The 17,676-nt window shown below is 55.5% G+C and carries 17 protein-coding genes and 2 pseudogenes; 10 read left to right on the top strand and 9 right to left on the bottom strand.

Annotated elements, in window-relative coordinates:
* Positions 1-87: 87 nt before the first annotated feature.
* Genes PGR23_RS10630 through PGR23_RS10615 form a run of 4 tightly spaced genes read right to left on the bottom strand, consistent with a single transcriptional unit; the run spans position 88 to position 4,551 of the window.
* Positions 88-1,506: a DUF1116 domain-containing protein gene (locus PGR23_RS10630; protein ID WP_430915625.1), complete on the bottom strand. Its 1,419-nt coding sequence runs from the start codon at positions 1,504-1,506 to the stop codon at positions 88-90.
* Entirely contained in the window at positions 1,506-3,053 is a 1,548-nt protein-coding gene (gene fdrA / locus PGR23_RS10625) for an acyl-CoA synthetase FdrA (protein ID WP_063415609.1), read from the bottom strand. Before fdrA ends, PGR23_RS10630 begins: the two co-directional genes overlap by 1 nt.
* Positions 3,043-3,906 carry a DUF2877 domain-containing protein gene (locus PGR23_RS10620; protein ID WP_396279861.1) on the bottom strand — a complete coding sequence of 288 codons (864 nt, stop codon included), beginning with the start codon at positions 3,904-3,906 and terminating at the stop codon, positions 3,043-3,045. The genes fdrA and PGR23_RS10620 overlap by 11 nt, the downstream gene beginning before the upstream one ends.
* 39 nt (positions 3,907-3,945) lie before the next feature.
* Positions 3,946-4,551: an ankyrin repeat domain-containing protein gene (locus tag PGR23_RS10615; RefSeq protein ID WP_396279860.1), complete on the bottom strand. Its 606-nt coding sequence runs from the start codon at positions 4,549-4,551 to the stop codon at positions 3,946-3,948.
* A 259-nt stretch (positions 4,552-4,810) separates the two neighbouring features.
* Here PGR23_RS10615 and PGR23_RS10610 point away from each other — a divergent pair, with 259 nt between their 5' ends.
* The 7 genes from PGR23_RS10610 to PGR23_RS10580 all read left to right on the top strand — a co-directional run bounded on the left by PGR23_RS10610 (position 4,811) and on the right by PGR23_RS10580 (position 9,859).
* A complete protein-coding gene (locus PGR23_RS10610; protein ID WP_047049449.1) occupies positions 4,811-5,305 on the top strand; it encodes a DUF1097 domain-containing protein in 495 nt (164 codons plus the stop codon).
* 101 nt (positions 5,306-5,406) lie between these two features.
* Positions 5,407-6,345, top strand: a complete 939-nt coding sequence (locus tag PGR23_RS10605; protein WP_047049447.1) for a LysR substrate-binding domain-containing protein — start codon at positions 5,407-5,409, stop codon at positions 6,343-6,345.
* A gap of 118 nt (positions 6,346-6,463) precedes the next feature.
* Positions 6,464-7,105 (top strand): helix-turn-helix domain-containing protein, encoded by a 642-nt coding sequence (locus tag PGR23_RS10600; protein ID WP_063415622.1) that lies wholly within the window; start codon positions 6,464-6,466, stop codon positions 7,103-7,105.
* 93 nt (positions 7,106-7,198) lie between these two features.
* The gene (locus PGR23_RS10595) at positions 7,199-7,534 is read left to right on the top strand and encodes a DUF3302 domain-containing protein (protein ID WP_045361908.1); all 336 of its coding nucleotides are present in this window, start codon (positions 7,199-7,201) and stop codon (positions 7,532-7,534) included.
* On the top strand, positions 7,534-8,676 hold the full coding sequence (locus PGR23_RS10590) for an HlyD family secretion protein (RefSeq protein WP_213797377.1): 1,143 nt from the start codon (positions 7,534-7,536) through the stop codon (positions 8,674-8,676). Before PGR23_RS10595 ends, PGR23_RS10590 begins: the two co-directional genes overlap by 1 nt.
* Before the next feature lie 115 nt (positions 8,677-8,791).
* The gene (locus PGR23_RS10585; RefSeq protein WP_047068162.1) at positions 8,792-9,217 is read left to right on the top strand and encodes a hypothetical protein; all 426 of its coding nucleotides are present in this window, start codon (positions 8,792-8,794) and stop codon (positions 9,215-9,217) included.
* A 177-nt stretch (positions 9,218-9,394) separates the two neighbouring features.
* Positions 9,395-9,859, top strand: a complete 465-nt coding sequence (locus tag PGR23_RS10580; protein ID WP_396279859.1) for an RcnB family protein — start codon at positions 9,395-9,397, stop codon at positions 9,857-9,859.
* Between the two features lie 89 nt (positions 9,860-9,948).
* Here the strand turns inward: PGR23_RS10580 and PGR23_RS10575 are convergent, their stop codons facing one another.
* Complete coding sequence (locus tag PGR23_RS10575) at positions 9,949-10,539, bottom strand: YSC84-related protein (RefSeq protein ID WP_396279858.1); 591 nt, start codon at positions 10,537-10,539, stop codon at positions 9,949-9,951.
* Between the two features lie 235 nt (positions 10,540-10,774).
* On the opposite strand from PGR23_RS10575, the gene PGR23_RS10570 reads away from it, so the two are divergent.
* The 3 genes from PGR23_RS10570 to PGR23_RS10560 all read left to right on the top strand — a co-directional run bounded on the left by PGR23_RS10570 (position 10,775) and on the right by PGR23_RS10560 (position 13,833).
* On the top strand, positions 10,775-11,953 hold the full coding sequence (locus tag PGR23_RS10570; RefSeq protein WP_396279857.1) for a M20 aminoacylase family protein: 1,179 nt from the start codon (positions 10,775-10,777) through the stop codon (positions 11,951-11,953).
* 19 nt (positions 11,954-11,972) lie between these two features.
* On the top strand, positions 11,973-12,749 hold the full coding sequence (locus tag PGR23_RS10565) for an ABC transporter substrate-binding protein (RefSeq protein ID WP_015367838.1): 777 nt from the start codon (positions 11,973-11,975) through the stop codon (positions 12,747-12,749).
* Positions 12,750-12,879: 130 nt separating this feature from the next.
* Positions 12,880-13,833 carry an aldo/keto reductase gene (locus tag PGR23_RS10560; protein WP_396279856.1) on the top strand — a complete coding sequence of 318 codons (954 nt, stop codon included), beginning with the start codon at positions 12,880-12,882 and terminating at the stop codon, positions 13,831-13,833.
* A gap of 269 nt (positions 13,834-14,102) precedes the next feature.
* Here PGR23_RS10560 and PGR23_RS10555 read toward each other — a convergent pair.
* The 4 genes and pseudogenes from PGR23_RS10555 to PGR23_RS10540 form a co-directional block, all read right to left on the bottom strand.
* Positions 14,103-14,216: pseudogene (locus PGR23_RS10555) on the bottom strand (IS110 family transposase); the annotation flags it as partial.
* A gap of 11 nt (positions 14,217-14,227) precedes the next feature.
* A complete protein-coding gene (locus tag PGR23_RS10550; RefSeq protein WP_396279855.1) occupies positions 14,228-15,019 on the bottom strand; it encodes a MoaF C-terminal domain-containing protein in 792 nt (263 codons plus the stop codon).
* Positions 15,020-15,044: 25 nt separating this feature from the next.
* Positions 15,045-15,846 (bottom strand): annotated as a pseudogene (locus PGR23_RS10545) (SDR family NAD(P)-dependent oxidoreductase).
* 87 nt (positions 15,847-15,933) lie between these two features.
* The gene (locus PGR23_RS10540; RefSeq protein ID WP_315709619.1) at positions 15,934-17,667 is read right to left on the bottom strand and encodes an arylsulfatase; all 1,734 of its coding nucleotides are present in this window, start codon (positions 17,665-17,667) and stop codon (positions 15,934-15,936) included.
* Positions 17,668-17,676: the final 9 nt, after the last annotated feature.

Below are 17,676 nucleotides of genomic sequence, written 5' to 3'. Positions count from 1 at the left end.
TGTGTGGTCGTGGTAGTCGCCCGGCCAGGCGTAGGGCTGCCGGGGATTTCCCGGGGTCGGCGCAAACGCCTCGCCCGGGCTACAACGTTAAACGTCGTAACGATCGCACCAGCTGAGGATCGCTTTTTCGAAACAGGCGAACGGCGGGTGGACGATCCCGGCGCCGATCATGCCGATCCCGGCGTCTTTATGGGCGATAGCGGTGTTGATCACCGGTAAAATACCGCTGCTGCCGACGCGGGTGATGTCGATAGCGGTTGGGATCCCCATAAAGCCGAGCAGCGGAATGGTGACGTTCGGGTTTTCGCCAAGGGTGATTTCACGCATCTGGCGCGAGAAATCGACCGCTTCTTCTACCGTTCCGCCGACCAGCGCGACGATAGCCGGCGCCGTCGCCATGGCGAAACCGCCGATGCCATAGGTTTCGGTAATCGCGCTGTCGCCGATATCAAGGCCGGAGTCTTCCGGTTTAAAACCGGCAAACATCGGACCTATCACCTGCTGCGCCGGGCCGGTAAACCACTGTCCCGGCAGGCCGCTGACCCGCAGTCCGAACTCGACGCCGTTGCGCGCCATGGTGGTGACCACGGTGCTGTATTCAATGCCGTGGGCCGCATCCATCGCCGCTTTACACATCGCCATCCACGTCGGGCCGGAGAAGTAATCGCTGCTGGCGACAAATTCGAACAACTCGCGCTGCTGCGCTACCGGATAACCGGCCTGAATAATCCCCGGCGTAAGCGCCTGAATCAGCAGGGTGGTACCGGCGTTGTTGCGGTTATGGCACTCATCGCCCATGTGCAGCGCCTGCGCCAGCATTAAGCGCAGATCGATTTCGCCGATGATCTTCATGGCGTCGCGCAACATGGGGCCCTGCACGTCGCGCATCCAGTTCAGACGATCGATCACGCTCTTATCGTTAGCCCCCATGCGCAGGATCTTCGCCATCTGCTCGCTCATGTTGGTATAAGCGATATTGCCGTAGGTTTTATTCTCGACGATATGCATGAACATCGACGCCGACGTTACGCCCGCCATCGAACCCACGCAGTCGTGTTCGTGACAGGGTGAGAAGGTAATTTCCCCGGAGGCGGCAAGCTCGGCCGCTTCATCCAGATCTTTTGCCAGCCCTTCAAAGACCAGCGCGCCGGTGACCGCGCCTTTCATGGCGCCGCACATGTTTTGCCATTCCACCGGCGGGCCGGCGTGCAGAATAGTTTTTGGTGTCATGCCCGGCACGACGTTAATGGCCTGATCAAAGCCGATCAGCACCGGGTGCGATTGAATAATACGCTCCAGCGCCAGCTGGTTGGCGGCGGCGATTTTATCCGCCAGTGGCGAGTCGGCGATGCGATCCAACTCCTCGACCACCTGCAAATTGCCCTGGCCCGGCGGCGTCCAGTCGAGCTGGGTGACGGCGGTATGCTGCTTTTTCAAATCGTCGCTGAACATGGCGATACCGACGTTAATCACGTTCAACGGCTGGTTAAATAGCGACTGGCTCATCAGGCTTGCTCCCCTTTGCAGATAAATTCACGCGCCAGCAAACCGGTATTGGTGCTGCTGCTGGCCAGAATGACGCCAGCGTCAAGCAGCATCTGGCGCTGTTGCTCCAGCGACGGCGTATCGATGTCGGTGCCTAACACGTAAGCGAGGATCGTCAATGGGCGGCCGTCGGCGGCGGCAATGGCTTTGGCCTCTTCGATAGCCGCGATCGTCGAACCCACCGGATCTTCATGCGCCCCGAAGCCCAGCACGAAGTCCATGACGATGACCGCCACTTCGGGATCGCGCGCTTCCTGCAACAGGCGGCTGATACGGTTGGTCGGGTCGATCATCGGGTGCGGCTTACCGTTGGTGAAATCGTCATCGCCGAAATCGAGGAAGGTGTGTTTGATGCTGCGATTGATATCGCTCAGGCGATAAGCCGGATCCGGCTGAATGTTGCTATAAACATCCGCGTGTTTTTCCAGTACCGCGAACATGGTTTCATCGCACAGGGTACCGCCGCAGAACAGGCCGCGAATGTATTTCTGCTGCGGCGTGAGCTGCGTGCGCACTTCGGCGATAAGCGCTTGATTTAGCGGATGCAGATCGAGGTTCTCTTGCTTAATACCGCTCAGCAGAACGGCCTTCAGCGCCGCTTCTTTGGTGCCGCGGGCGAACTGCAGACCTTGCTCATCGGCGGGGGGCTCGGCGCGGCCGAGGAAGCACGCCACCACCGGTTTACGGCAGGCGCGGGCGCGTTCGAGCACTTTTTTCGCCACCGTCGGCGCCGGCGGTTTGGAAACAAGGACGATAATTTCCGTTTGCGGATCCGCTTCCAGCATCTGAATGGCGTCGAGCATCATCAGGCCGCCGATTTTCTCACTCAGATCGCGACCGCCGGTACCGATTAGCTGCGAGATCCCGCCGCCGAAATCGTGGATACGGACGCTCAGCTCCTGGCTACCGGTGCCGGAGGCGCCGATAATGCCGATGTTGCCGCGGCGAACCGCGTTACCGAAGCACAGCGCCGCGCCGTTAATAATGGCGGTGCCGCAGTCTGGCCCCATCATCAACAATCCCTTTTCGTGGGCCAGCTGTTTCAGCGCCAGTTCGTCGTCAATAGAGACGTTATCGGAAAACAACATCACGTTAAGATCGTTTTGCAGCGCCTGACGCGCTTCGCGAGCGGCAAACAGACCGTTGACCGAAATAATCGCGAGGTTACTTTGCGGAAGATGTTTTTTGGCGCTGGCGAGGGTGGCGTAGCGCGCTTCGTGCTGGCCGCTTTCGGCCTTTTTGCTGAACAGCGCTTCTATTTCACTGAGTATCTGTTCGCTATCGGCGCCGTCTTTGCCCTTGATGACGATCATCAGGTCGCCGTTTTTCGCCGCTTCCAGCTCCGGCGTCAGCAGCCCCAGGTTATTCAACACCCCTTTGTTCATTTCCGTCGCCATCGCCACAAATGCCTGCTCTACGCCATCGAGCTTATTAGCGCGGGTGGAAATCGACATTAATGAGACCGAATCAAAATAGGTATTCTTCTTCACCACTATTTTAACTGACATTATTCCCTCCATACGTTTGGCTCAGCGCGCAGGCATCCGCCATGCCCAATAGCATGTCGCTGCCGGAACTTGAGCCAATATTTTTAATATTGGCAATAGCCTCAATAGAAAAGGTTGTCGGTCGATTAACCATCAGGTTAATCATCACGGCGATACTTTCTCGATAATGCTGGTTAATCGCCGCCTCCAGCGTAATCGCGCTGAGCGGCGTAGTATTTTGTCTGGCGCTCTGCAGCGCGGTTATAAAGGCTTCCCGGTAATGGTTAGCCGGGTGTCCCTTTATGAATAAAATAACGCTTAGACCTAGCAAATAATCATCCGCCGATGGCGTCAGGCCAATGCCTAATCCGATCATGTTCGCCACAGCGGCGCCGATATTTTTATTTTCGTGAAGTGCTTTAAATAATATTTCCCGTCGCTGCTGTAATTCACGACTCATTGCGTGATAAAAGGGATTGTCGCCGCGATAGAGAAATAACGTATCATCCTCATGTAACTGCGTAACGATAATGTTGTGCCATCGTCGCCAGGCTATCTGGTTGAATGTTGCCGCGTTTAATACCGCTCGCGGCGTTTGCCAGCGCTTACACCGGTGGATCTCTATCCATTTATTATCGCCAATGTAAATTCCTGAATCGGTAAACCGGACGCTTTCCCCTGGCCGGAGCAGGTTGTCAAAGTGGGTGAGTGCTAACCTACAGCTATTGGGCGCATTGTCAGAGGTTTCGCACAGCAGCGTCAGAAGCCCTGGTTTGCCCGGGGTAAGCAGGTTTACCGCATGGGTGAAAACCTGCCCGACCCGTCCACCGCCGCGCTGTGCGAGAAAGCGGGTATCCGCAGTTAGCGCTTGCACACACCACCGCGAGGAGGTGTTAATGGCGATTCTCCTTCCTCAGGCTCCGACGGCGACCAGCAGGTGGGCGATTTCACTGAATCCCTTATCCCATGCCAGCTCCAGCGGCGATTTACCATACTTATCGGTCATATGCGGGTTGGCGCCGTGATCCAGCAGCAGTTTGACGATCTCCTGCTGCGTCGCGCCGCCGTCGTTTAAGACAATCGCTTCCAGCAGCGGCGTCCAGCCGACGAAATTGGTGTGATTGACATTAATATCCGTTTCCGTCAGCAATATTTTCACGATTTCAAGATGGCCTTTTTCACAGGCCGGCGTCAGACCAACGCCGCCGAAACGCGTTAATCGTTCGAGGTCGGGATTTGCCGGCAAAATTAAGCGCAGTAGTTCGACGTCGTTATTCAGACAGCTGATTAAAAACGGGTTAAAACAGGTCTGGTCCTGCTTATTAATATCTACGCCAGCGGCAATAAGAATAGAAACACAAGCATAATGTTTATTCAGGCTGGCGAGGGTAATGGCGGTTCGCCCCTGGCGATTACTGGCATTAATATCGACGCCGCTTGCTAAGCAGGCTTTTAATTTTGCGATATTTCCCTGCTCTGCAGCCAAAAGATAGTCAGCAATAATATTTTCCGTCGCCATCACCTTGCTCCTGTTGTTGCGGCTGAGACTTTCTTGATGGCTTGAGCATAGCAACCAGAAATAGATAAAAGAACCCGCTTAAATTTTATTCGCCATAATCCGGGGGATTATTGAATAAATTTCAATAATTGATGCAGACTGTGCGGCAGAGCAATGTTTACTTCTTTTATGCCTTTGTCCTTTAACGCAATCGGGTTTTCTTTCGATATAGTTGCCGTCAGAAAGCAATATCATCGATCTTTTTTCAGAGGGGAAAGAGATGAACGGACTCACCGCTACGGGGATCACCGTCGGTATTTGCGCAGGCGTTTGGCAGCTAATTTCCTCGCACGTCGGGCTGCAGCACGGTTGGGAATTATTGGGAACCATCGGCTTCGTCGCGTTCTGTAGTTTCTATGCGGCAGGGGGCGGTAAAAGCGGTTTTGTGAAAAGCCTGTGCGTTAACTATTCCGGGGCGGTGTGGGCGTGGCTGGCGGCGCTGGCCGCCGGCGCTCTCGCCTCGGCCAGCGGTATGTCGGGGTTCTGGGCAAGCGTCATTACCACGGTGCCATTTTCGGCAGTCATCGTCTGGCAGGGGCGTTTCACGCTAACCTCGTTTATTCCCGGCGGCTTCCTCGGCATGACGCTCTTTTTCGCCACCGGTCTGAACTGGACGGTGACTCTGTTGGGATTTCTGGCGGGCAACTGCGTCGGCTTTATTTCAGAATATAGCGGGCGCAAACTCAGCGAGGCGACCAGTAAGGAGCGAGCCTGAATTCACTACGGGTGTTAAGCATTGTTCAAAAATGATTGCCCCTCGCCACAGTAACCAATACATTCAGCTTACGTATGGTTTAGCGGAAGCGGGAAGGGCGCATGAACTCGATTTTTACTGAAGAAAATCTGCTGGCATTCACTACCGCGGCGCGTTTTGGCAGCTTCAGCAAGGCGGCCGACGAGCTGGGGTTAACCACCTCAGCCATCAGCTATACCATCAAACGGATGGAAGCCGGGCTGGACGTAGTGCTGTTTACCCGCAACACCCGCAGCATTGAACTGACGGAATCCGGCTACTATCTGTTTCGCAAGGCCACCGATCTGCTTAATGATTTCCACGCGATAAAGCGCAGCATAGATACTATCTCGCAAGGCATCGAAGCGCGGGTGCGGATCTGCATTAACCAACTGCTATACACGCCTCGCCATACCGCCCGCCTGCTGCAGGTGCTGAAAAAACAGTTTCCCACCTGTCAGATAACCGTCACCACCGAGGTGTACAACGGCGTCTGGGATTCGATCATCAATAACCAGGCGAATATTGCCATCGGCGCGCCGGACACGCTGCTCGACGGCGGCGGTATCGATTATACCGAGATCGGCGCGATCCGCTGGGTGTTTGCTATTGCCCCGGATCATCCGCTGGCGTTTATGCCCGAGCCTATCTCGGAAAGCCAGCTGCGCCTTTACCCCAATATCATGGTTGAGGACACCGCCAGCACGATCAATAAAAAGGTCGGTTGGCTGCTGCATGGCCAGGAAGCGATCCTGGTTCCTGACTTCAATACTAAATGCCAGTGTCAGATCCTCGGTGAGGGGATCGGTTTTTTACCGGACTATATGGTGAACGAAGCGATAGCCGAGAAACTGCTGGTGATTCGTCAGATCCACAACCCGCGTCAGGATTCCGGCATGCTGCTGGCGACACAGCATGCCGCAACCGGCCAGGTGACGCAGTGGATTAAAAAGCAATTTCGCCCTGGCGGGATTTTAACGGCGATATATGCTGATTTATTGCATCGCGGAGAGGCGAAATAGTCTTGCTGCACATATCTTTACGCCAAAACTCCAGCTGTGGACTTTTCCCCTCGCTTTGCCTTATATATATTTGATGACGTCGGTGATACGGGAAAGTACGGCAATGGATACGGGGAAGTTGAACAGCAGTTTTGGTCGTATTCATGCCTGCTACCAGAAGCTGCAGTTAAATGCGCATCTCCCGGATGTGACCGCCTGTAGCGAAAGCATCGAATTGGCCCCTGGCGAGCGTTTTCAGCCGCAGGCTGGGTTTATTTACTTTCTGCTTTCCGGGCAAATCACTCTCGCCGTAAGCGAGCCTGATAATCTGCTAGGGATCGTGATCGAACATATGCCGGTTGGCCTGCTTGAGCACTATTGCCCGGCGGTAGAACTGCTGTACCAATGCCTCGATCGCTGCCGTTTCGCCAGAATCAGCGTGGAGGATTTCGAGCGTATCTTCTTTTACTCTTCGCCGGAGTATATGAAAGAGCTGACGACTATTCTGGCCTACATGGGCATTTTTGCCCTCGATGCGCACAACGAGCGCGGTAACCTGTCCGGTTTTCAGACCATAAAATCGATGCTATCGCGTTATCTGTACCGTAACGAGATCGATTGTGGAAAACGTGAAAGCCTGTCCGCTTTTATTATTAAACGGACCAATCTTTCGCGCAGCTATGTTTATCAGGTTTTAGCCGCGTTAAAAGAAGGCGGCTATATCACGGTGAAAAAAGGTCAACTGATTTCTATCGACCGAAAAATACCGGATAAATTCTGATTAATATGGTCAGTTGTCAGGGCGATCATGCCGGGCTTGCTGACGCCTGTATAAAGTGAATGTGAAATACGTCACACATTCTGGAGTTATTTTATGACCCTGGATTATATTGCTTTAGCCATCCTGATTGCGGTGGTGCTGATTTTATTTTATGGAATTATCGTGATCCACGATATTCCCTATGAAATTGCCAAAAAAAGAAATCATCCGCACCAGGATGCGATTCATTACGCCGGCTGGGTGAGCCTGTTTACACTGCATGTGCTGTGGCCGTTTTTGTGGATCTGGGCCACGCTGTGGCGGGAAGACCGTGGTTGGGGAATGCAACAGTTAAACGCCGAACAACACGATTTACATCAGCGTCTGGATGCGATGCAGGCGGAATTAAATCGTCTGAAAAATAGCGCCGTCAATCAGGAGGGTAAATAATGGAGACGTTATTACTGCTATGTTATGCCGCACTATGTATCGTGATATTTAAGGTATTCCGTATTCCATTAAATAAATGGACGGTTCCCACGGCGGTATTAGGCGGCGTAATACTGATTGGCATGTTAATCCTCGGTATGAATTATAACTTCCCCTATAGCGAAGTCGGGAAACAGGTTTACCGCACGGTGCCCATTGTTTCGCAAACCCGCGGGCGAGTTACCAGCGTGCCGGTAAAACCAAATCAGATACTGCATGAAGGCGACATCCTCTTCACCATCGACCCAACCCCGTTCCAGGCGAAAGTCGACGACCTGACCGCGCAGGTGAAAGCGGCAAGCCAGGATGCGTTGTCGCTTGATGCGGGGTTAACCAGCGCGCAGGCTGATTTAAGCAAAGCGGTCGCCGAGCGCGATCGGGCCCAGCGTGAATACGCCCGCTTCCAGGCCGGTCATGATAAAGGGGCTTTTTCCGATCAGATGGTCGATACGCGTCGCCAGAACTGGAAAGCGACGCAGGCGGCGGTTGACGCCGCCCGGGCAAAGGTCGCACAGGCGCGTAACGATCTCAATTCGGTGGTGCACGGTGAGAACACCAAAGTCGCTTCGCTGCTGGCGCAACTGCGCGAGGCGCAATTTAAGCTCGATAACACGGTGGTGCGCGCGCCGTCTGACGGTTACGTCAGTACCGTCGGCCTGCGTCCGGGAACGATGTCCACCGCGCTGGGGCTGAAGCCGGTGATGACGTTTGTGCCGACGGATAATGTGAATTCACGTGAATACGTCGCCGCATTCCGCCAGAACGCGCTGCAGCGTTTGCAAAAAGGTGAGCAGGCTGAATTACTGTTCCCCTCTATTCCGGGAACCGTGTTTAAAGCGCAGGTAGCGGAAGTGCTGCCGGCGATTGGCGAAAGCCAGTTTCAGGGGCAGGGGACGTTGCTGACGGCCAACGATCTGGCGGCGCGCGGCCGAGCGCTGGTGGTATTAAAAGTGACTGACGACCGTCTGGCAAACTATCAGCTGCCGCAGGGGGCGGATGTCGAAGCCGCCGTCTATTCGCAGCATTTTGAGCACCTGTCGCTGATAAGAAAGATCCTCATCCGCATGAAAAGCTGGGAAAGCTATCTCTATCTCGATCACTAAAATGACGGAATAGCGGCAAGGCAGTTTTAAGAACTTTTCCTAATGCCAAGCGCAGAAGCTTATGCCATGCTGAATGTGACTCGTAACATAAAGCACGCGTTAAGAGAGGAAAAATATGAAAAAAGCAATGATTGCACTATCCGCTATTCTGGTCGCTTCTCCGGTATTCGCGGCAACCACTACACATGCAACCGATGATACCGTGGCCGCAGCCCACGAAAATGCCAACACGGCAAAAGAAAAACTGCACCAGGCGCAGAATCAGGGCGAAGAGTTGAAGCTCAAGTCCAAACACGCTGCTGAAGGGAAAAGCGATAGCGTCGGCAGCCAGGTAAGCGAAGGCACGCAGAAAACCTGGAACAAAACTAAAGAAGGCGCCGAGAAGGGCTGGGATAAGACCAAAGAAGGCACTGAGAAAGGCTGGAATGCCACTAAAGAAGGCGCCAGCAAAGGTTGGGACAAAACCAAAGAAGTCAGCGAAAAAGGCTGGGATAAAACCAAGCAAGGCGCTGAAGAGTTAAAGAATAAAGTCTCTGAGTAATCATTGACTCGCTGAGAACAAAAAAGGTCGCGCAAGCGGCCTTTTTTACGTCTGGCGCTCGCTGAAATTAATGTTTGTTGCCCTCCTGAATTAGCCAGGAATAGTCCTGGATAGTTTGCTAATCACTATTTCTCCACATTTGCAGGGTAAAAAAAGAAATATATCAGGAGGTGTACTATGAAAAAGATTATTTCTCTGGCAGTTATTTTATCCTGCGTGCTGAGCACTCAGGCTTTTGCCGATGGCCCGAATGATGGCCATCGTCCGGGGCAACAGCAGGTATGGCAGAATGGCCCGAAACAGGGTGACCAAAACGGACGCCACCAGCCGGGCGGTCCTGGCGATAACCATCAGGACAACAATGACCACCGCGGCCCGGAGCGTAGCGGTCATGACGATCGTCGCCAGGAGCGCCATGAACAGGATCATTTCGCCTGGAGGGGTAACGATTTCCGTAAAGGCCATCCGGCGCCGGAGCGTTATCGCGGTGATGAATATCGCGTCAGTAACTGGAACGAGCGTGGCCTGCCGCGCCCGCCGGAGGGCCATCACTGGTCTTATATCGATGGCAATTACGTGCTGATCGCCGCGGCGACCGGAATCATTACCTCAATACTGGTAAGCGGCGCCCTTGGTCATTAAATAATGATACTTGCGGCATGGCATTAGCGCCGGGTCAGGCTAACATCTGACCCGGCTTATTGATGCTAACTTGTATGGACCGCAGTGGATTACCGTTTATTCAGCTCTTCATCCGGCCAGTATTTATAACCGTTGACCATCGCCTGCGCCGCCAACCCTTTTTCGGTGATTTCATAAACGTTGACTTTTGACGGCAGCGAAGAGGTATCTTTCGCCACGCCGTTAGCCGATGCGCCTATCGGGGCGATGCCGTTGTCGTCATATTTCGCTGCCGCGTTGGCATCCGCGCCGACCATATAGCCTTTAGTAATGAAAGTATTCAACGCATCTTTGTCGTGAAATACCAGTACGGTGCGCTGTTGTTTCACGCCCATACCAAGACCGGCGCCGCCCTGAGCCATTTTCATATAAGTATCTTTGCCCGTGGCGCTATTTTTCACGACGCCATAGCCGCTGCCGAAGCCGAAGACGAATATCTTGCTGCTATTACTGGCGAATACCGCGTAGCCCTTTGAATGCTGGATATCGCTGCGTGCTTCCGGACGCAGGCTATAGAGTTTACTGAGCGTATTGGTACGCATCTTTTGAATGCTGGCGCGTTGCTGGCTGGCGGTGTCGCCCTCAGCGCTGCAGCCTGCCAGCGTCAGCGCGCAGGCAACGACAAGTAATTGATATTTCATAGCTGTTTATTTTATTTAAAACTGAGTCAAAGCGGGGATGGTAGATTAAATGTTGGTGACCAACCCAGAAAATAAACGTTTATATTTAAATTTTGCCGGTTTTAATGGTTTTTGTTCTGCGATTTTTCTGCATTAAAAATATGACGAATGGCGTTCCAGGAATTAGAAATGCTACTTGCATAAACTTTGAGCCAGGATAACGTGTTAACTTCTTAATCTATTCCCGGAGAACGGCATGTCTGATTGTGTAATTCCAGAAATTAAAGCCACGGAACAAGAAATGATTTCTATCCGTCATTATTTACATGCCAATCCGGAATTAAGTCTGGAAGAGTTTAATACCAGCGAGCTGGTTGCCGGCAAACTGGCGGAGTGGGGCTATCAGGTGACCCGCGGCCTCGGTAAAACCGGCGTCGTCGGCAGCCTGAGCAAAGGCGACTCGCCGCGCACTATTGGCCTGCGCGCCGATATGGACGCATTACCGATTTATGAAACCACCGATTTACCCTGGGCCAGTACGGTACCTGGAAAAATGCACGCCTGCGGCCATGATGGCCACACCACGATTTTACTGGCGGCGGCGAAGTATATCGCTTCGCCGGCCTGCCAGTTTAACGGCACGGTGCATCTGATTTTCCAGCCCGCGGAAGAAGCCATCGGCGGCGCGGACCTGATGATAAAAGATGGTCTGTTTGAGCAGTTTCCCTGCGACCGCATCTTCGGTCTGCACAATATGCCGGGATTACCGGTTGGCAAGCTGGGCTTCTATGCCGGCAATTTTATGGCCTCGGCGGACACGGTCAAAATCACGATTACCGGCTACGGCGGCCACGGCGCCCATCCGGAACGCACCGTCGATCCTATCGTCGCCGGCGCGGCGCTGGTGATGGCGTTGCAAAGCATCGTCGCGCGCAACGTGCCGCCGGGTGAAACGGCGGTGGTCAGCGTGGGGACTTTCCAGGCCGGCATCGCCTCGAATGTGATTCCGGAGAACGTGGTGATGGAGCTCAGCGTGCGGGCGATGAAGCCGGAAATTCGCGACCTGCTGATAAAGCGTATTCAAGAGCTGACCGACTTTACCGCCAAAAGCTATGGCGCCAGCAGCGACGTCGAGATTTACGACTCTTACCCGGTATTAACCAACAGTAATGAAGAGACCGATTTCGCTCAGGCGCTGGCGCTGGAAGTCTTTGGCCGCGAAGGGGTGCTGGAGTCGGTATCGCCAATGAACGCCAGCGAAGATTTCGCTTTTATGCTGCGCGAGCGTCCGGGCTGCTACTTCCTGCTGGGCAACGGTGAAAAAGGCGAGAAGGGCGGCTGCATGGTGCATAACCCCGGTTATGACTTTAACGATGACATTATCAGCACCGGCGCGACGCTGTTCGCGCGTTTAGTGCAAGCGCACTGCCGTTAATCCCTGGAGAAAATCTCGAATGAAAAAATCACTGTTGTTATGTTTGGCATTAATGGCGTCGACGTCGGCGCTGGCCGCCGGGGCGAAAGAGATCCGTTTTGGCGTTGATCCGACCTTTGCGCCGTTTGAATGGAAAGATCCGCAGGGTAAGCTGGCGGGATTTGATATCGATTTAGGCAACGCGATTTGCCAGCAGCTGCAGGCGAAGTGCGTGTGGGTGGAAAGCAACTTTGACGGCATTATCCCGGCGCTAAAAGCGCGTAAGTTCGATGCGATTCTTTCGGGGATGTATATGACCGAGAAGCGTAAAGAGCAGATTGCCTTTAGCGATAAGCTCTACAACGGACCGGTATTTCTGGTGGCGCGTAAAAATACCCTCAAAGGCAATACGCCGGAGCAGCTGAAGGGGAAAACCATCGGCGTCGAGCAGGGGTCGGCACAGGAAACTTATGTGAACCAGTACTGGCGGCCGCAGGGGATTAACATTGTCGCCTATCAGGGCGCCGATAGCGTGGTGCGCGACCTTGAATCAGGCCGCCTCGATGGCGCGGTGCTCTCCGGCATGATGGCCGATTACAGTTTCCTGCAGCAGCCACAGGGCAAGGATTTCGCCTTTGTTGGCGGACAGCTGCAGGATAATAAACTGTTCGGCGCCGGGGCGGCGATTGGCCTGCGTCAAGGCGACGATGCGCTGCGCGAAGAGATAAATGGCGCGATTGCGAAAATGCTTGCCGACGGCACCTACAAAAAACTGGCCGGGAAATATTTTAGCTTTGACGTTTATTCCGGGACATAATGTCAGAGTGTACCCTGCGGGCATGGACTGCCCGCCGCAAGATTCCTTTTCTGATTATCCACTCGACATCCTCTTCAGACCCCCTGCGGTTATCTGAGGGAAACAGAATATAAGCTAAGGAGTAATCGGCATGATGACACGTCCATTGGGCAAAAGCGGATTTTCCATCGCCCCATTAGTATTTGGCGGCAACGTCTTTGGCTGGACCATCGATGAGAAAACCAGTTTTGCCATTCTTGATGCTTTTGTTGACCACGGTTTTGATGCTATCGATACGGCGGATGTGTACTCCCGCTGGGCGGAACGCAATCAGGGCGGTGAATCCGAAACCATTATTGGCCGCTGGCTACAGGCGCGCCCCGGCATACGCGATAAAGTCAAAATCTTTACCAAAGTCGGTTCTGATATGGGGCTACCCGGCCATAAAGGATTGAAAAAAGCCTGGATCCAGCAGGCGATTGACGACTCGTTGCGCCGCCTGAATACGGATTACGTCGACCTCTATTTCGCCCACTGGCCGGATCCTGAAACGCCGATCGATGAAACGTTAGAAGCTTTCCATGCGGTGCAGCAGGCCGGCAAGGTGCGGGCGATTGGCGCTTCAAACCTCGACGCCGGACAGCTGTCATCGGCGCTGGAAGTGGCTCGTAAAGGCGGCCTTCCGGCCTGGCAGGTGCTGCAGCCGGAATATAACCTCTATCACCGCTCCGCGTTTGAAGGGGCGCTTCGCGATCTCTGCGTAAGCCGCGATATAGGCGTGGTGACCTACTACAGCCTGGCTTCCGGCTTCCTGAGCGGCAAGTATCGCCAGCCGTCCGATTTAGCGCAAAGCCAGCGCGGCAGCGGCATCGCTAAATATCTCAATCCACGCGGAATGCGGATTATTGACACGCTGGTCGCGGTGGCGGAAGAACAGGGCGCGAAGCCTGCCGAAGTGGCGTTGGCGTGGCTGATGAGCCGGGAAGGCGTTACCGCGCCGATTGCCAGCGCCACCAGCCTGGCGCAGGTGGAAAGTTTTGCCCACGCGGCGGCGTTGAGCCTCAGCAGCGAACAATTGGCGCGGCTCGACAGCGCCAGCGCCTGAGTCAGTCCCTCCCCGGAGGCGGCGCGTTGCGCCTTGTCCGGGCTACCAAATCGCACAGTGCGTAGCCCCGGTAAGCGGTAGCGCCACCGGGGGTTTTGCGGCCCCCAACACCGGCAGTTTCAGCCGGAAAAGTGGATAAATTAACGGCGGGCCGCACGAACGGTAGGCCGGATAAGGCGCAGCCGCCATCCGGCGCAAAGCTGCTCCTTATCCGCGGATGTTGCCCGGCGTAGCGACACATGACCCCCTTTAGTCATCAGGCTCACCCGCCGTTTCTGCTCCTGAACATGCATTTCCGTCAGCTCGTGATGCCGAAGCACCCGCGCCCGCAGGGCCCGTTCAACCGGATGGGGCGCTTCCCATATCGCCGGGCGCTTCTCCCGGCCACGCAATATTATTCCTGATGGCGGGTGACGTTGAGGATCTTCGCGCTCGCGCCGACCGGGAAATTACTCAAGGCGCCAAAATCACTGCCCTGATAACCCATGATCTTACCATCGTTGCGCATCTGCTGAAGATCGATCAAGATAGCCCCCAGCGTGGGAATGATTTTCTCCCGCCAGACGAACAAATAGAGATCCTCCGCCACCTGTACGTAATGGCAGCGGTCGACATCCGCCAGCCCCTTTTCCACGCCGTCCAGACACTGCCAGGCGTAAAAATTATCATTGAGATAGATGTGTTCATAACGCTCGGTCGGGCTATAGGTGTACTGATTGCGCATGCCGACCAGCGCGGTGGTAAAGTCCGGCAGCGGCCCCGGCTGGGCATCCAGGCGGGCGAAGACAAATCGCGCCTCGACGGCGGTCAGCGGCAACCCTTGCTCTACCCGGCTGAAGGCGTCCAGCCGCGCGGCGGCTTCGTCCGGTAGCTGGCCGTATACCAGCGTGGCGTTGCGCTGCGTCAGGTTGCATACCGCGCTGATACTGGCGTTATCGCGCTCCGGGTCAAGAAAATCGATAAACAGAATATCGGGGCGCAGGGCGGTTGCCCGCCAGGGCGCGCGTTTGCCGTTCCAGAGCAGAGTCTGGTCATTTTCGATAATCAGCTGCTGCGGCTCGCTCCCGGCGGCATAAAAGGTAAAGCGTTCGCCTGCGGGCAGACTGGCGGTGGCCAGCAGGTTGCCGTGCGGGGCAAAACCATCGGCCAGCGCGCCGACCTGGATAAATACGGCTTCTGAAGTCATGTGAGCTCCTGAGTAGAGTGGGGCGTTAAGTAAACGCCAGCGTTGGAACATCGACGATGCTGGAACCGCCGTCGGCGACCAGCGTCGCACCGCTGATAATGGCGGCCTGCGGCGAGCAGAGAAATTGGCAGGCCTGCGCTATTTCATCGGGGCTGGCGGGGCGGCGTAGCGGAACGTCGCGGCACACCCGTTGATAGGCCTCGGTAAGCGACAACCCTTCCTCCCGCATCAGCGGAATCATCTCTTCATCCGCCATCGGGGTGGTGACCCAGCCGGGGCAGATGGCATTGGCGCGGACGCCCTGTGGGCCGTAATCGCGGGCGACGGAGCGCATCAGGCCAATTAACGCGTGTTTGGCGGTGACATAGCCACAGGCCTGCGGCCCGGCGGCGAGCGAGGCGATGGAGGCGACAAACAGCACATTGCCGCGGCAGGCAATCAGTGAAGGCAGGCAGGCGCGCACGCTGGCAAAAGCGCTGTTTAAATTCGCGTCCAGCGCCTCGCGCCATTGGCGATCGCTGGTGTCGGCGGCGGCGCTATTGCCCATGCCGCCGGCGCTGCAGATGAGCACATCGATACCGCCGGTTTGGTCGAGAATTGCCGGTAGCAACCGTTCCCGCCAGACGTCGCCGTCGGCGGCATCGCCCACCAGCGCCGTCGGCGGCATCGCCCACCAGCGCCGTCGCGCCGGTTTCATCGGCGATCTTCTGTAGCGTTGTTTCGCGTCTGCCGGTAATAAACACCCGCTCGCCCGCTGCCGTCATCAGCCGCGCGCAGGCGGCGCCAATCCCGCTTCCGCCGCCGGTAATCACCACGACTCTCGCCATCCGCTCTCTCCTGTAATGGGTTCAGGATTACCTTAGAAAGCGAGTCAACTTCCGGCTATCGCCCGGAAGAACGATAGCCGGGTTTGTTTATTGGCCCTCGTTCACAGGAATCGCCTGCGGCGCAGGCACCGGCTTCATGGTTGCCGGATCGACCGCCAGATAACGCCCGGTTTTGTTATCGATACCGACATAATCGATCATCTTGCCCTGCGCTTTGGTAACCATGGTGCGCTTAGCAAATGCCTCGTAGGCGTCGCTCATGGCTTTGACCCGGTCGGCATGTTGGGCCGCGACGTCATGCGTCTCCAGCGGATCGTCATGCAGATTAAACAGCTGCCACGGCGCGTCGCCGGCGTTGAGTCCGAGCTTGACTAAACGCCGCAGCTTCCATTCACCATCGACCCAGGCTGCCTGATTATGCAGTTCAACCCCGTAGTTGCCGCGCGGCGGCTGCTGGACTTCACCGGTCAGATAGCGCTTAAAGCTGACGCCAATCATCGGCAACACGGGTTTCTTCGCCAGCGATTTATTGGGATCGATACCGGCGAATTCATATAGCGTCGGCGCCACGTCGTACACTGCCATGGTTGAGGCGTCGATTTTACCGCGCCGGGTAATGCCGGGACCGGAGATCATAAAGTCGGTATTGATGCCGCCCTGGGCGCTGGTGGTTTTGTGATAATTGGCGTAGGGGGCGTTGCTGACGTTGGCCCAGTGGGGGCCGTAGGAGACAAATGATCCTTTGCGGCCCACGTTGTCATAGCTGTTATCGAACTGCTTCCAGAATTCGGGGGTAGATTCGTAATAAAAACCCTGTGCCGGGTTGGCGCCGTTATCGGTTAAAAATACCAGCAGGGTATTTTTATCGCGCCCGGTTTGTTTCAGCGTCTCCATCAGTGTGCCGATTTGCGCGTCCATATTGGCGATCATCGCCGCATACACCTGCATGACTTTCGCCGTATATTTCTGCTGCTCTGGCGTTAGCGCCTCCCACTCTTTATCCAGCTCCAGATGCGGCAGCGGGGTGTCGTCATGAATGATTCCCAACGCTTTCAGACGGGCGATGCGCTGGCGATAGACCTCGGCGTAACCCTGTTCATACTGGCCCTTAAAACGTTTGATCCACTCATCCGGCGCCTGCAGAGGGTCATGAGGGGCGGTGAAGGCGAGCCAGGCGAAGACCGGCTGCTCCTTCGGCGTCGCTTTAATCCAGCTATTCATCTGGCGGGCGTAAGCTTCGCTGGAGTAAAAATCATCCGGCAGGGAGATGCGCTCGCCATCGCGGGTATAGTAAGTGTGGAACGCCTCGACGGTTCCGAGCGGAATCGCATCGTTAAAGTGGCTGGTGCCGCCGCCCATAAAGGCGAAGGAGTGGTTAAAACCGCGGTCCTTCGGCGTGGCGCCGGGAACAAAACCGAGATGCCATTTGCCGGCCATCAGCGTGTTATAGCCGGCATCTTTAAAGCGCTCGGCCATGGTGGTGACGCGGTCGGTCAGCCGAAGCTCATAACCCTCTTTGCCAATGGTGCTGTCGTACCACCACATGCCGCCCATCCCGGCCTGCTGGTTACTGTTGCCGGTCAACAGCATCGAACGCGCCGGGGCCGACATCGGTGAGGTGTAATACTGGCTCATGCGGATACTTTGCTCCGCCATGGCCTGCAGGTTGGGGGTGGGGATCTCACCGCCGAAGGGGCTAATATCGGAATAACCCATATCATCGGCGATAATCACGATGACGTTTGGATGCTCATTCTGTGCGCCGTGCGCGCCGCCGGCGAGGATCATGCTGACCGCCGCGGCCATGGCTTTTTTGTTCACGACTGACTC

The organism is Klebsiella sp. 141162 (assembly GCF_050600755.1).
Taxonomy (GTDB): Bacteria; Pseudomonadota; Gammaproteobacteria; order Enterobacterales; family Enterobacteriaceae; genus Klebsiella; species Klebsiella aerogenes.
Note: the sequence above shows the minus strand (reverse complement) of the source record. Positions and strands in the feature narration are given on the sequence as shown.

Excerpts from the sequence above, each read along its gene's own strand:
- PGR23_RS10585 (WP_047068162.1), top strand. The coding sequence starts at position 8,792 with ATGAAAAAAGCAATGATTGCACTATCCGCTATTCTGGTCGCTTCTCCG.
- PGR23_RS10550 (WP_396279855.1), bottom strand. The coding sequence starts at position 15,019 with ATGACTTCAGAAGCCGTATTTATCCAGGTCGGCGCGCTGGCCGATGGT.
- PGR23_RS10590 (WP_213797377.1), top strand. The coding sequence starts at position 7,534 with ATGGAGACGTTATTACTGCTATGTTATGCCGCACTATGTATCGTGATA.
- fdrA (WP_063415609.1), bottom strand. The coding sequence starts at position 3,053 with ATGTCAGTTAAAATAGTGGTGAAGAAGAATACCTATTTTGATTCGGTC.
- PGR23_RS10580 (WP_396279859.1), top strand. The coding sequence starts at position 9,395 with ATGAAAAAGATTATTTCTCTGGCAGTTATTTTATCCTGCGTGCTGAGC.
- PGR23_RS10615 (WP_396279860.1), bottom strand. The coding sequence starts at position 4,551 with ATGGCGACGGAAAATATTATTGCTGACTATCTTTTGGCTGCAGAGCAG.
- PGR23_RS10595 (WP_045361908.1), top strand. The coding sequence starts at position 7,199 with ATGACCCTGGATTATATTGCTTTAGCCATCCTGATTGCGGTGGTGCTG.
- PGR23_RS10565 (WP_015367838.1), top strand. The coding sequence starts at position 11,973 with ATGAAAAAATCACTGTTGTTATGTTTGGCATTAATGGCGTCGACGTCG.
- PGR23_RS10610 (WP_047049449.1), top strand. The coding sequence starts at position 4,811 with ATGAACGGACTCACCGCTACGGGGATCACCGTCGGTATTTGCGCAGGC.
- PGR23_RS10570 (WP_396279857.1), top strand. The coding sequence starts at position 10,775 with ATGTCTGATTGTGTAATTCCAGAAATTAAAGCCACGGAACAAGAAATG.
- PGR23_RS10605 (WP_047049447.1), top strand. The coding sequence starts at position 5,407 with ATGAACTCGATTTTTACTGAAGAAAATCTGCTGGCATTCACTACCGCG.
- PGR23_RS10560 (WP_396279856.1), top strand. The coding sequence starts at position 12,880 with ATGATGACACGTCCATTGGGCAAAAGCGGATTTTCCATCGCCCCATTA.
- PGR23_RS10575 (WP_396279858.1), bottom strand. The coding sequence starts at position 10,539 with ATGAAATATCAATTACTTGTCGTTGCCTGCGCGCTGACGCTGGCAGGC.
- PGR23_RS10630 (WP_430915625.1), bottom strand. The coding sequence starts at position 1,506 with ATGAGCCAGTCGCTATTTAACCAGCCGTTGAACGTGATTAACGTCGGT.